This is a genomic window from Paenibacillus camelliae, assembly GCF_023715345.1.
Lineage (GTDB): Bacteria > Bacillota > Bacilli > Paenibacillales > Paenibacillaceae > Pristimantibacillus > Pristimantibacillus camelliae.
On sequence record NZ_JAMBNY010000005.1, the window covers coordinates 1 to 14,297 of the forward strand.

Annotated in this window: 10 protein-coding genes; 5 read left to right on the forward strand and 5 right to left on the reverse strand. The window is 41.6% G+C overall.

What is annotated here, in order from left to right; genetic code table 11:
• The 4 genes from M3180_RS10855 to M3180_RS10870 form a co-directional block, all read left to right on the forward strand.
• Positions 1-2,377, forward strand: a 2,377-nt coding sequence (locus M3180_RS10855) for a putative Ig domain-containing protein (RefSeq protein WP_251667485.1), incomplete at its 5' end; no start/stop codon positions are given.
• Between the two features lie 511 nt (positions 2,378-2,888).
• On the forward strand, positions 2,889-5,054 hold the full coding sequence (locus M3180_RS10860; RefSeq protein WP_251667486.1) for an ATP-binding protein: 2,166 nt from the start codon (positions 2,889-2,891) through the stop codon (positions 5,052-5,054).
• Entirely contained in the window at positions 5,038-5,736 is a 699-nt protein-coding gene (locus tag M3180_RS10865; protein WP_251667487.1) for a response regulator transcription factor, read from the forward strand. The genes M3180_RS10860 and M3180_RS10865 overlap by 17 nt, the downstream gene beginning before the upstream one ends.
• Before the next feature lie 192 nt (positions 5,737-5,928).
• On the forward strand, positions 5,929-6,582 hold the full coding sequence (locus M3180_RS10870; RefSeq protein ID WP_251667488.1) for a hypothetical protein: 654 nt from the start codon (positions 5,929-5,931) through the stop codon (positions 6,580-6,582).
• Positions 6,583-6,803: 221 nt separating this feature from the next.
• Here M3180_RS10870 and M3180_RS10875 read toward each other — a convergent pair whose 3' ends face one another.
• From M3180_RS10875 to uidA, 3 genes are all read right to left on the reverse strand, one after another.
• A complete protein-coding gene (locus M3180_RS10875) occupies positions 6,804-7,610 on the reverse strand; it encodes a LysM peptidoglycan-binding domain-containing protein (protein ID WP_251667489.1) in 807 nt (268 codons plus the stop codon).
• Positions 7,611-7,795: 185 nt separating this feature from the next.
• The gene (locus M3180_RS10880; RefSeq protein WP_251667490.1) at positions 7,796-9,184 is read right to left on the reverse strand and encodes an MFS transporter; all 1,389 of its coding nucleotides are present in this window, start codon (positions 9,182-9,184) and stop codon (positions 7,796-7,798) included.
• Positions 9,185-9,367: 183 nt separating this feature from the next.
• A complete protein-coding gene (gene uidA, locus M3180_RS10885) occupies positions 9,368-11,182 on the reverse strand; it encodes a beta-glucuronidase (protein WP_251667491.1) in 1,815 nt (604 codons plus the stop codon).
• A 173-nt stretch (positions 11,183-11,355) separates the two neighbouring features.
• Here uidA and M3180_RS10890 point away from each other — a divergent pair, with 173 nt between their 5' ends.
• Positions 11,356-12,582 (forward strand): helix-turn-helix transcriptional regulator, encoded by a 1,227-nt coding sequence (locus M3180_RS10890; protein WP_251667492.1) that lies wholly within the window; start codon positions 11,356-11,358, stop codon positions 12,580-12,582.
• 161 nt (positions 12,583-12,743) lie between these two features.
• Here the strand turns inward: M3180_RS10890 and M3180_RS10895 are convergent, their stop codons facing one another.
• Together M3180_RS10895 and M3180_RS10900 are read right to left on the reverse strand one after the other, a co-directional pair.
• A complete protein-coding gene (locus M3180_RS10895) occupies positions 12,744-13,574 on the reverse strand; it encodes a carbon-nitrogen hydrolase family protein (RefSeq protein ID WP_251667493.1) in 831 nt (276 codons plus the stop codon).
• Positions 13,575-13,591: 17 nt separating this feature from the next.
• Positions 13,592-14,260 (reverse strand): cyclase family protein, encoded by a 669-nt coding sequence (locus M3180_RS10900; RefSeq protein ID WP_251667494.1) that lies wholly within the window; start codon positions 14,258-14,260, stop codon positions 13,592-13,594.
• Positions 14,261-14,297: the final 37 nt, after the last annotated feature.

The following is a 14,297-nucleotide window of genomic DNA, read 5'->3' on the forward strand; positions in this document are numbered from 1 at the left end:
CCCAGTGTTAAATACAATTGGAGCTAAGACCGTAAATGAAGGAGAAGCATTAACATTTACAGCAAGTGCGACGGATGCAGATTTACCAGCAAATACGTTGACTTATCGTCTGAAGGATGCACCAGCAACTGCAACAATCGGAGAAACAAGTGGTGTATTCAGTTGGACGCCGGGTGAAGTAGATGGTCCAGATACGGTCAAATTTACGGTGATTGTGAGTGATGGAGAGCTAGAGGATGAGGAAGAGATCGAAGTCACGATCAACGAGGTAAATGTTGCCCCCGTGTTAAATACAATTGGAGCTAAAACCGTAAATGAAGGAGAAGCATTAACATTTACAGCAAGTGCGACGGATGCAGATTTACCAGCAAATACGTTGACATATCGCTTGAAGGATGCACCAGCAACTGCAACAATCGGAGAAACAAGTGGTGTATTCAGTTGGACGCCGGGTGAAGTGGATGGTCCAGACACGATCAAATTTACGGTGATTGTGAGTGATGGAGAGCTAGAGGATGAGGAAGAGATCGAAGTCACGATCAACGAGGTAAATGTTGCCCCCGTGTTAAATACAATTGGAGCTAAGACCGTAAATGAAGGAGAAGCATTAACATTTACAGCAAGTGCGACGGATGCAGATTTACCAGCAAATACGTTGACATTCAGCTTGCTAGATGAGCCATCAGGAGCGAATATAGATGAAGAAACAGGTGTATTTAGCTGGACACCGACAGAAGAACAAGGTCCAGGTGAATATACATTTACGGTGATCGTCAGTGATGGGGTAGTAACGGCAGAAGAAGAGATTACGGTAAGCGTCCTTGAGGTAAATACAGCTCCTGTGTTGCAGGAGATTGGTAATCAAAAAGTAACCGAAGGATCCCTACTTTCGTTTTATGTAACGTCAGTGGATCAAGATATTCCTACCCAAACATTAGAGTATAGACTCATTGATGCTCCAGTGGGTGCAGTTATTGATGAAAGCACAGGGGAATTTAGATGGAGACCAGATTCTCGATTTGCTGGGAAAACCAATACCTTCACCATACAAGTAAGTGATGGCGAATTAACGGATGAAGAAGTTATATCGGTTACAGTGAATTATGCTCTATCATCCATTGAACCAGTGCATTCAGAAGTGAATGTACTGATTAATGGTAGAGCGGTAGCGATTGGTTCCGTTATCACCTCAACAGTAAATGGTAAGCAGGTATTAACTACTATTGTTGATGAAGATAAATTAGAGGAATTAATGGAAAAGGAACAAGCTAATAGCTTAATTACGATTTCAGTAAGTACGAATTCTGATGTTGTTGTAGGTCAATTAACAGGAACAATCGTGAGTAAGCTACAGAAAAAGTCAGCAGATATTGAATTACGAACGAATTATGGTTCGTATACGATTCCAGCTAATGAAATTGATCTTTCAGAATTAACTAAGCAATTCGGTGGAGATGTTAACCTGGATGATGTCATAGTGAATATTGAAATTGAAAAGCCATCTTCCGCAACAGTTGCTCTTGTTAACCAATCTGCAAGTAAAGCTGGGGTAACACTTGATTCGGATCCGATTAATTTCAAGGTAACTATTCAGTTAGGCAATAAGAGTGTAGAAGTCGGACACTATACAAGTTACGTTGGACGAACAATTATGACAAAAAAATTCGACAAAATTACAACAGGCGTGGTTGTTGATCCTGATGGTACGATGCGACATGTACCAACAATGGTAACTAAGAATGAGTCAGGGTATAGTGTAGTAATAAATAGTTTAACAAATAGTACTTATGTATTGATAAGAAATGAAGTAGAATTTGAGGATGTTAAAAATCATTGGGCGAAGCAAGTTATTGAAGACATGGCATCTCGCTTAATTATTAATGGTCTTGGAGAAGGACAATATAAACCAGATCAAGACATAACGAGAGCAGAGTTTGCAGCAGTATTGGTTAGAGGGTTAGGCTTACCGGCAATGAATGATGGTACGGTCTTTAGCGATGTATCCAAAAATGCATGGTATGCACAAGTTATCCAAACGGCCAAATATTATGATTTGATAACAGGTTACGAGGATGGTTCTTTCCGTCCAAATGAAAAGATAAGTAGAGAGCAAGTAATGCTTATCATCTCAAAAGCAATGAAGCTTACAGGATTAAAAGGGGTAGGTGCTGGTGAATCTGTCGAAGCAACAATTAATGGCTTTGCAGATGCAGGAACAGTATCTAAGTGGGCACTGTCTGGAGTAGCTGACACGATATCTTCGGGAGTAATATCTGGAAGAACTAATCAACAGTTAGCGCCAAAAGCAAATATCTCCAGAGCCGAAGTAGCTGTTATTATTCAAAGATTGCTACAATACTCTGAGCTAATTGATTAATGGGTATGTAGCAAAGTAAGAGTTTTGTGACGTAGCAGACCGTTCCTTGGTAATACATCAAGGGACGGTCTTTTATCGTTTTTTATTGGGATAATGATCTAAAAAAATATTAGTATAATGGGTAATGGGAAAATTCGAATAATCCAGGTAATGAAGAAGAGCCGTCTTCGCGGGTATAATCTTTGATGATTTGAAAATTTATAATTTATCCTTTAAGAAAGATAATGCTACTCTAATAGGATGGTACATCACATATATCAGAAATAATACGTTGTAACCTTTAAACAAGGAGCTGGTCTAAGCGATACATAATCGCTTAGACCGGCTCCCTTATTTTTTATATCATTTATATAAGTAACTTAAAGTTTTCTTTAACTTACCCAAATATAGAAGCAAAACCTCATGATCTCTTACATTTGCTAACGACAGATTTTATTAGGGATGTTATTATTTAAATAAATTCCTACAAAAATCGATGTTGATAGATATTGCAGATGGAGGTCAATTCATCATGAGGAGAATGCTAGGATTGAGCTCTAACACAAATGTAATTCAGATTGTTACTGCCGTTATTCTTGGTTTGGTAGTAAGCTTTATCCTCATGTCAGTACCACACCTCCCAAAAATCGAAAGTAAGCAAGGTATTCTTGATATAAGCCAGATACATATTAGTGAAGAACCGATAAAGCTAAAAGGTGAATGGGAATTTTACTGGCAGGAGCTGCTGCTGCCTGAAGATATACACGACCGTATAGCCCAAGAAGGTAACACCGATCGCTTAATTAATATCCCTAGCTCTTGGAACGGCTATTCGGTAGACGATCAGAAGCTCGATGGGACAGGCTTTGCAACCTATCGGATGGTCATCCAGCTTAGTGAGCAGGATAGCAACGGGCGGCTAGCTCTACGGTTGCCTACGATTTTTCATTCATATAAATTATGGGTTAATGGTGAACGGTTAGCAGAAGTAGGTGAAGTAGGGCGGGACAAGAGCAGTGTCACGCCAAATTTGGCAACGAAGCTAGTATTCTTTCAACCGGAAAATGATAGGGTTGAGCTAGTCATGCAGGTTGCCAATTTTCATCATAACCGAGGAGGTATCACCAAGTACATAGAGCTAGGTGGTAGTGATCAATTAGCAGTTAGAACAAATCTAAAAATCGCTGCTGAAATGTTCATCACCGCAAGCTTGCTAGTCATTGGTATATATCATCTGCTGCTGTTTGTACTAAGGCGAAAAGACAGGGCTACGCTCTATTATGGTCTGTTTACCACATTATTCGGTATTCGCTCCTTGTTAGTCGGGGAACATCTAATGACACAAGTGTGGCCAAACATGCCATGGGAGCTACAGTTTAAAATAGAGTATCTCGTTCTTTGTAGCAGTGCTTATCTCATCACGATGTACTCTGATTGCATATATCCGAATTATATTGCACGTTGGTTTCATCTTGGTACACGGCTTGCAACAGGGGCGCTTTGTATCGTTGTTCTGGTGACACCAGCCATAGTCTATACAAAACTATTGCTATTGATTGGTTTGGTTGTTGTTGTTCATGCCATTTATCTGATTATAGGGCTAGTTCGGGCAGCTCTTCAGCGTGTGGAGGGAGCGTTGCTCTTTCTACTAGTGTCGATGGTAGCCTTTATTGCGACGGTCAACGATTTCTTATATTACAGTGAATGGTCACCGATTGAAAATTCGTTTTCACTCGCTCTGTTGGTCTTTACCATTGCACAGATGATATTGCTTTCTGCAAGGTTTACGAGAACGGCTGCAAACGAGGAGAGAGTTACGCTTCAGCTACAGGATGCTAACAATAAGCTGACTGAAATGAATACGAATTTGGAGCAGCTTGTACTAGAGCGTACGAATGCTCTAACTGTGGCTCATGCTGAGCTTCGCCTATCCTATGATCAATTACTTCTCTCTGAGCAGGGAAGGAAGAAGCTTCTCGCCTATATTACCCATGATTTGCGTATGCCACTAGCCAATATGCTAGGCTATGTCGAGGCTGTTCACGATGGGGTCAAGCCAGAACGCAATGAGCAATACCTCAAGTATATTCGTGATAACACAATAAGAATTAACCGTATGATCGAGGAGTTATCCTTTTTGTCGCATCTGGAGACGGGGCAAGTCGCGTACCAGATGGAGGCCGTTTATGTGACTCAATTCATACAGCAGTTTTATGAACAATATGAGCTAGTTGTGCGTGATGCAGGTTTAGAGTTCAGACTAGATACTAGAGCTGTAGATGATCTGCGAAATATGCCCATTGTTACAATGGATACGCAACGGCTAGAGCAGGCGTTGTTTAATCTAGTGTCGAATGCGATGAAGTTTACGCCGAAAGGTGGAGTCGTACGTCTAGCAATAACTGTGGACAAGGCGAACGATACCCGCCATGCGGTAATTAGCGTACAAGACTCAGGGATAGGGATTCCTCCCGAACAGTTAGAACAAATTTTTGATCGCAACTATAGATATGCTCGACCGGGCATGGATTTAGAAGTTGAGGGAAGCGGACTTGGACTGGCCATTTGTCGAGAAATCGTGCAAGCACATGGTGGGACGGTTTGGGCAGAAAGTGATGGAATAACTGGTTCAATTTTTTATATATCGCTTCCATTTATTCGCGAAGAGGGAAGGGGACGGAATGATGGACAATTATAAAATTATGATCGTTGATGATGATCCGCATATATGTGAAATTGTTCAAGCATATTGTGAGAAGGACGGCTTTAGTACCTCCTATAGCCATAACGGCAGAGATGCGATGAAGCTGCTGACATCGTTCGAGCCTGATTTAATTGTGCTCGATGTTTTACTAGCAAATGAGAATGGAATAGATTGGTGTAAGGACGCTCGTAATCATACGGATGCACCGATTGTATTTCTAAGCAGCCGTGAGGAAGACGAGGTTAAAATCAATGCATTAAACTATGGTGGGGATGATTATGTAACGAAGCCATTTAGTCCAGGGGTGCTTATGGCTAAGATCAAGGCTCATCTTCGCAGAGTATCGACAGGTAAAAGAGAGCAGCTACTGGAACTACCGGGATTGACGCTTGATTTCTACTCGCAGTCCGTCAACATGGTTAGTAAAACCGTTTATTTATCCAAAAAAGAGTTTTCTCTACTGTCCTATATGGCGCAACATGTGAATCGTGTCGTTAGTGTCAATGCGCTGTTTCAGCTTATATGGGGGATGGAGAGTCTGGAGGACACGAGAACGGTTGCTGTCCACATTAGCAATCTGCGGAAAAAAATAGAGAATGATCCTGTTAACCCCGAGCGAATTATTACGGTTCGAGGAGAAGGGTATATGCTAGTTGCTAAGCATACACGAGCTTAAGTAGGTAAACATAGCTGCCGGAATAGTCACTTATAGAGTCAATAAAAATAGCGGAGTAGGGGTTATCCCTGTCTCCGCTATTATTCATTTAACAGTTTAAAGTTTCCTTTAAGTTTCTTATGTGAGATAGCCTGCCATGATAAAATATGAATAAAGAATCAGTACGATTTCGTAGCTCATAGAAGATGAGAGGTGAGTCGATTGAAGATTATGACCGTTCCATTCTTATCTATTCTGCCGAATGCGAACAAAGGGCATGCAACTGAAGCTGTTGATGCTGCTAGTAAAGTGAACGTGCAACCGTTCGATGGTAACCAGCAACAATTGAATGTTAAGCAAGCACTGAAGGAGCAAATACTGCGAAAGCTATCTGAGCTGCAAGCATTGGTAACCGAACAAGGGCACGATAACCCGAAGGTTAAGCTTATCAATGATAAATTTCGCAATGGTAAGAAGCTAACGTCAGCTGAGATAGCTTATCTAAGTCAGCATGCGAAAGGTATAGTCGATCATATCGAGCGAATTTCTCGTGAGCGTGAAATCGTCGAACATAGGATGAGCGTTGCACCCTCGAAAATGGATGTGCAGAATGTTGTCCTGCTTTCTCTTCAGCAAGTCGCAAAGCACCCTAGCACGGAAGAGCGCATCGTACGTGCAGCGCAGATAGCTGATGCACAGTACGAGTATATGCAATCAGAAGATTATAGGAATAAGCCTAACGGGCCTTTAGATGATCGAGAGAAACAAGCTAGCAACCGTATAGGTAGTAGAAAAGATATGATGCATACGTTAATGGCTATTGTCGCATATGAGAAAGCTAAGCTTTTGACGATGAAACAACCATGAACGCATTGAAAAACGGATCTCATAACGATTCCTCTTAACAACATGCCAATGTTTAATTAATATCTCATTCCACAAAAAACTCACTTCTATTCTCAGCTAAAATTGATATCCCCTCATTAGAAAGACTAGCTAGCTGAGCTTCGTTCAACTTAATCAATCGCATTACCTTAGGGCATGCTAATGGTAATGCTTTTTTTTTTTACATACCCATACCACCCTGATTAGGAAAAGTAGACTCTGACTCTAACTAAATCAACAATTCGACCATCCTCAGCACTGCGGTCATAAACCCACAACTCGCCTTCCTCGGTCGTTGGGTGCTGATCAAAAGGGAGCTCAAGTGAAAAATAACCATAGGCAGGAGCTCCCTTTTGTGCGGTTGTAAAGCGTTCATTCGTTACGATCATATGGTTACCATCTCTTATCTGCATCAGAACATTAGCCTCGAATACGCGTGCAAACCCTTCAACGTGAACACCGCTAGCAATATATTCTCCAACAGGTGGACGTACAACGGTTATATTACGCGTTGACGGTGCTGGAATGATTAGACGAAATGCTGGATAAAGCAGATCTCGAGAGAATCCAGGTCTGCCTTCGTTTGCTTGCAGAATCGACTGAACAGAAATTCCTAACTGACTAGCGATTTGTGTTAAGGTGTCTCCTGGGTGAATCTCGTATTGAAAAGCAGGCACCCAAAGAGGGTGGTTAATTAATATAGCGTTCGCATCTGCTAGTTGATTCACCCCCGCTAGTAAATCATAGTGAGCGGAGAACCTGCGGCCAATGGAGAATAACGTATCGCCTGGCTGTACGATATAAATGCTTCGATAAGGCTGCACCGCTGGTGCAGGCACGACCAGCAGCCAGCCAGGATAAATGAGATATGGATCGGTAATAGGCGGATAGATGGCATTAGCCTCTTGAATAAGGTCTACCGTGCTGTTAAATCTCGATGCAATAGAGTATAAAGTGTCCCCAGGCTGGACGGTATATAAAATCTGTGTTTCTTCTATAATTCCCAACATCAATCATCCCTTTATTAGACGTATTACCACATCCTATTCGCCTAAATGAACAAAGGTGCGATTTCACAGCAACTGTTAAGCAAACGGTATATCGAATGTACACCAACAGTGAATACACTATAAAATCAAAGAAAAGCCTCTTACCAATTCGCAGCATTGGTAAGAGGCAAGGCGTATAGTTTATGTTACTTCTTTCTTCTTTCTGCGAGCTCAGCTGAGAGCTGCATCGTGCGTTTCTTATTCAATGGATATAGGAACATCAGAATGAAGAAGATAACAATATAGATAATAGCTGGAACCAAGGTTGCTAGTCCATAAATTCCATTCAATGTACTTTCCGCTTGTACATCTAGTGTGGAGTTGTAGCCAACTGCACCGAGTGCATAACCACCTATGCCTCCGGCGATGGCTTGACCGATTTTGAGAGCCATAGAATAGATGGAGTAAACGGTTGCATCTTCACGCATATCAGTTAAAAACTCGTGATAATCAATAACATCGGTGACAAATGCCCAAACTACTAGGTTGAACAAGCCCATCGCGAACATTCCGATTGCAGAGATGATAACAAACTGCAAACTGCTAATATCATTTAAGAAGTAAAGCAAAAGATAAGTTGCCCCTGCTAATGCCATGCCAGCAGCTGCCAGTTCTTTCTTGCCGAATCTTGCAACTAATGGCTTGATTAGAGGTGTTGCCAATAATACAACCGCTGCTTGAACAAAGCCGATCGCACTTAACATTGCTGTGTTGTTAAAGAAATCCTTGAAGAGGTAGGCGTTAACTGTACCAATCAACATCATATTGATCATAAAGATTAACGAAGCGATAAGAATCCAGATCAACGGCTTGTTCTTAACTAGACCCTTCATTGTTTTACCGAGATTTTTATTCTGTTTCGTATCAGGTTGATCGACAATTCGTTCTGTAGAGAGTTTATAGCATCCAATATAACAAGCAATTGCTAGCACACCAAATAATACAGCTGCCATGAACATACGGTCAGCATCCATTTTGTTATCTACGAACACAATTAGTGGACCCAGTACGTTAATAATTAAGCTAGCGAGCATAGCGCCCATCGTTCTCCATGTAGATAATGTTGTACGTTCGACAGGATCCGCTGTAATCACAGAAGCCATAGACCCGTAAGGGATATTGACTGTACTGTATAACGTTCCCCAAACGATATAAGTAACGAATGCCCAAGCTAGGTAGAACCCATCACTCATACCAGGGATTTTGACAAACATGAGCACACCCGATAAGACAAGTGGGAAGGACATTCGAAGTATCCAAGGCTTAAACTTCCCATGCTTAGTCGCTTTTCTCGTATCGATAAATCTTCCCCATGCAAAATCAGCGAATGCATCCCATAGTCTAGCTATGAAGAATAGGGTACCGACAAGCTCAGCACTAATATGAAAAATATCAGTATAATAAACCATTAAGAATGCGCTTACTAAAATGAAAAAGAAATCATTACCGAAGTCACCGAATAAATATCCGAGTTTATCTCTCATCCCAAATGGGCGGTTTGTCTTATTTTCTAGTTTACTTGTAGATGGACTCATCGTATTGTCCCCCTTTGTTGAATGAAAAGCATGTATATGAAATATTAATTTGGATGCTTTGCTTTACATCAAGGAGCAATTGCCCTCTTGTTCATTAAGAGGGCAAGGGCTACACTTGAATGGCTTATTTCTTCGTGCGCATTGGTACTACTATGCATCGATTTTTGAATCAGTTATTCGTCATTAATTTTTATAGCCTTGGTGGGGGATGCTATTCCAGCGTTCGCTGAGATAGCGTACAACCATTTTCGGCTCTCTAGCTCGAGTAAAGATACCTTTTTTATTACCTTGAACTCGTACGATGCCAAATTTCGTTTGGAAATCTGCGAAATTCCACAGCTGCTCGCCGATAAAGTTTGGAATTTCATCGAACACTTTACTATTCATGCGATAGTAATCCTCTTGATACTCCTCGCTAAATGGCTCACCGTAAACGCTATGGAAGCCTGCAACGGTATCTGCGCCATATTCAGTGTACATAATTGGCTTCTCAGGATACATCGTTTGCCATTCTAACAGCTCTTGGCGCGTTTTATTCTCAGCTGTTTTCAAATCCCCAAGCTGTACATACCAGCCATAATAGCGGTTCAGTGCAATGACATCCACGAGCTCTGTGCATTTATCAGCCTTAGGCAAGGCCATCATGATATTAACGAAGGTGCATGGGCGATTTTGCGGATCTAACTCGCGTGCTAATGCGAACAATGGAGCAAAATACTCATACGAACCTTTAGCGAAGCTTGCAGGTTCATTAGCAATCGACCACATGACAACACAGGCATGGTTTTTGTCACGAGCAATCAGCTCTTTAATGACTTGCTCATGAGCTTCCGTTGTGTTCATTTTTACCCAAGTATCGTCTTCGATATCTCCGCCTTTTTCCAATATGGAGATGTCAAAGTTAAAGTTTGAGAAAAGTCCGACAGCAGGAGTTTCATCAATGACGACGATCCCTTCACGATCACATAAACGCATCATTTCCTCGGAATAAGGATAATGTGAAGTGCGGAGAGAGTTTGCACCCATCTTTTTCATTAGCTTAATATCGTGCACGTTATAGGCTTCGTCCAGTCCGCGACCACGGATATACGTATCCTCATGCTTACCAAATCCTTTAAAGTAGAAGGATTCACCGTTAAGCAAGAACTTTCCGCCAGTTACCTCGATTTTACGAACACCAAATGGCTCCTCGTATACATCAACGAGTGCACCGTTTTGATAGCCTTCAACCTTAGCAGTATAAAGATACGCCGCAAGTGGCTGCCATAGGTTAACATCATTGATTTTAAGCTGAACGTCTGCGCCTGAAGCAGTAGCAACGGCTTGCCCTTGCTCATCAACGATCGTTACCTTTACTTCATCAAATGCGCCTGCAGTCTTCACTTTAACCTGCACATCTGCTTCGCTCTTTACAAGATCGACATCTGGAATGATGACGATGTCTTCAATATAGCTCTTAGGTGTAGAATAGATCTTAACTGGGCGATGTAGGCCGGCATAGTTAAAGAAGTCGAAGTTTTCATCTACCTTACGTACCAGTTTACCGTTTTCATCTGTCGTTTCACGATAGTTACCAACTGGAAGTGTTGAGTAGTCCAGCAAATTACTAATGCGCACGGTTAGGCGATTTGAGCCTGACACAAGGTGATCGTTGATCTCAGCTTCAAATGGAGTAAAGCCGCCCTTATGGTGAACGACGAATTTTCCATTTACATACACCCACGCTTCATGTGTTGCAGATCCGAAGCGGAGAACTAATCTCTGGTCGTGCAGCGCTTTAGCGACCGTGAAGTCTGTCTCATACCATACATATCCGTTATGCTGTCTTATTTCAGCTAATACAGCCTGATCGTTGAATGAAGCGGGTACAGCCATAAGCTCCTGTGTTGGCAGTGGTTGATTCAAGTCCAGCTCTTGCTCTTCATGATCGATCATGAATCTCCACACACCGCTAAGATCCATGACGATTCGACTTTCAGTTGAAATTGGGTATAACATGTTGTTCATTCCTCCAGTCAATTTATAGTTTGTCATCTATGCTTCTTATGGAAATGAAAGCGTTTAATGTAAGTGCTTTATTTGATTATAAATAATGATGGGTGTTAATATTAGTAATATTATTACTTAATTCGTACAATATTAGCTTTTTTTGCTGAAGAGAGGGGCAGCTGATGGTCAAGCACGATTATCGGGAATATATAAAAATCATTCAAATCATCCATTCATTAACAAAAATGGATATCCGATTAATGGATCATAGCAGTACGATCATTGATCAGATTAGTAATCATACAATTCCGGCTGTACTTCATCAGCCAAATGATGAGCATCGTTATATCAATGATGTGCTAAGAGCGAATGAACATGGACATTATTATCATTTTGTCAATTCATCTGGCTTGGAATATGTTGCAGCTGGCATCTGGAAGCATCAAAGTTTAGATTGTAGCATCATCGTTGGGCCATTCATTTCGAGTATAGCCGTCCTCGATTTTGTTAAAGATGTCATCGTAAACAATCAACTGCCCGTAGGAGAACGTAATCAGTTAGAGCATTTTTATAAATCCTTGCCTGTTGTCGGTGAGAGTGAGCTACAGCATATCGGTGAGCTGATCGGTCATCTATGTATGCATAACCATATTCGTTCGAAGCAAATTACAGCTAATACCCGCAGGCCAACTCGAAATACGAGTGTGCATAAGGTGATGCTGGAGGAGCAGAAGGAAACGATTGAACGTAGATATGAAATTCAAAATAACGTGATGGATGCCATCTCTAGAGGAGATAAGGAAGAAATCACGAAAGTGCTTGTTCAGCTCAGTGCAGAATTGGTGGCGTTCACAGATCGCGTACCAGAAAGTCCGATTCGATCCTCTAAAAATATTGGGTTCGTGCTGAACACGATGTGTAGAATTGCAGCTGAACGAAGTGGTGTACATCCTGTTTATTTGCATAATATATCGGAACGATTTGCGATTTTAATAGAAAAGACGTTTACAATACCACAGTTGAATGCATTGTTTCTGACGATGGGGCAGGATTATTGTGAGCTCGTAACTACGGTTGCTACAGGGCAATATAGCTTGATTGTCAAGAGAGCGATTGATTATATTTTGCTCAATCTAAGTCACCCGTTATTTTTAGAGCAAATCGCTGAGCAAATTCATATTACTCCTACTTATCTATCTAGAAGGTTTAAACAGGAGACAGGGGAGACGATCATCGACTTCATTAACCGTAAACGGGTAGAAGAGGCGGCGGTATATTTAAGAAGAGGAAATATATCGGTGACAGAGGCTGCTTTTTTGGTGGGCTATAATGATTTGAATTACTTTAGCAAGGTGTTTAAGAAGATTATGTCTGTAACGCCATCGCGTTATGCCAAAGGTCTAAGCTAAGTAAGCTATATAAAAAGCACCATAGAAGATTCAGTAGCTCTGACTGAATCTTCTACGGTGCTTTTGCGTTTATTTTTAATTCTTATCTTCAGTACTGCATAGTTATCTTATACTGCTTGCTGCTAAAGCTAGTAAAAACGGTAGCTAGCATTAAGTTAGCATTAAGTTAGCATCATATCTCTTTTGAACGGTAGACGCAGATGAGCTTCCCAGCGATCCTCAAGATCTATAGTGTGTGTGAGCAGAACATCATCCTGCGACGTATCTGCAAAGGCTAATATTTCACCACCAAGTGGAGAGACGATCATGCAATGACCATAATACTCCTTACCATACTCCATTCCAGTTTTATTAACGCCTACAACGAATACATTGTTCTCGAAGGCGCGGGCACGCAGCATTAGCTTCCATGTGTCGGAGCGCCAGTCGCTTGCGAAGGAGCTCGTTGCTGTAAGGTTGAAAATGATGTCGGCGTCATGCAGTGCCAGCTCTCGAAAGCCTTCCGGAAAATGGCGATCGTAGCATATTTGCAAGCCGATCTTCACATGATCCGCTGGAATGACTGGATAGCCAAGATTGCCAGGTTCAAAGTATATTTTCTCATAATTGCCCATGGCGTTATTAATCATCGGCGCGGGAATATGAACCTTGCGGTACTTGCCTGCAATTGCCCCATTGGAGTCAACGACCATCGCTGTATTGTAATAATGTCCTTTATCTACCTCTGCATATCCAAAAATCGTGGTTAGCTTAAGCTCCTTAGCTTTATTTCGAATCGTTGTAATCTCCTCACAATTGTCCTCCATAAAGTAATGTCGGAACTGCCTTAGATAGATTACAGGAAAGAAAGGAGTGAGTGCCAGCTCTGGAAATGCGACTACCTGTACTCCTTGATCCTTAGCCGTCTCCATCATGCGAACAATGCGTTCTAGATTTACCTGTATATCTTCATCATTAGGAGCCATTTGCGCAGCGCCAATCGTTAATTTCATAGTGCAACTCCTCTCAATTATTCGATAACAAAGACGCGTGCAGGACCACCGCAGCCATTTTCAATTTTTATTGGAATTGCATAGAAATCGACCACATCACCATTGATCGCAGATAGGTTTGTAATGTTCTCAATAATGCAGACATTGTTGCCAAGCAATGTACGATGAACAGGAGCCTCAGTTCCGTTGAATGAATCATTGACGCTAGGTTCATCTGGTGGATGATCTAGTGCTACTGCCTTAATACCAGCCTCTACAAGCCACTGAGCTAGCGAGGTTTCAATATAGTGACCCATGCGATAGTAATCGTCATTGCCAAAGCTTTTCTCTGACCATCCGGAATAGAAGATAACAAAGCAATTCTTTAGTTTATCCTGAGTCAACCCCTGATCGAGAAAATGCTGAATCGTTACAGGCTCACCTGGCTGGATTTTATCCTTAAGTCTTAGTACATGAGCTTTTCCCATCAGACGCTCTAATGGAACCTGATCGATGGTCCAACCATCCTTCACAAAGTGGAATGGAGGGTCGATATGTGTTCCTACATGAATGCTAAAGGAAAGGACTGCATTAGTTCGGTGATGCTCCTCATGTGTATGGATCATTTCATAGGTAACCGGTGGATGTCCAGGTACAAGTGATACATTCGGTCCAAGCTCTGTAGTTAAATCGATAATTGTTGGCATAGGTATTGCTCCCTTCGTTATTAAAAGCTATTTAGTA

Excerpts from the sequence above, each read along its gene's own strand:
- M3180_RS10860 (WP_251667486.1), top strand. The coding sequence starts at position 2,889 with ATGAGGAGAATGCTAGGATTGAGCTCTAACACAAATGTAATTCAGATT.
- M3180_RS10865 (WP_251667487.1), top strand. The coding sequence starts at position 5,038 with ATGATGGACAATTATAAAATTATGATCGTTGATGATGATCCGCATATA.
- M3180_RS10875 (WP_251667489.1), bottom strand. The coding sequence starts at position 7,610 with ATGTTGGGAATTATAGAAGAAACACAGATTTTATATACCGTCCAGCCT.
- M3180_RS10880 (WP_251667490.1), bottom strand. The coding sequence starts at position 9,184 with ATGAGTCCATCTACAAGTAAACTAGAAAATAAGACAAACCGCCCATTT.
- uidA (WP_251667491.1), bottom strand. The coding sequence starts at position 11,182 with ATGTTATACCCAATTTCAACTGAAAGTCGAATCGTCATGGATCTTAGC.
- M3180_RS10890 (WP_251667492.1), top strand. The coding sequence starts at position 11,356 with ATGGTCAAGCACGATTATCGGGAATATATAAAAATCATTCAAATCATC.
- M3180_RS10895 (WP_251667493.1), bottom strand. The coding sequence starts at position 13,574 with ATGAAATTAACGATTGGCGCTGCGCAAATGGCTCCTAATGATGAAGAT.
- M3180_RS10900 (WP_251667494.1), bottom strand. The coding sequence starts at position 14,260 with ATGCCAACAATTATCGATTTAACTACAGAGCTTGGACCGAATGTATCA.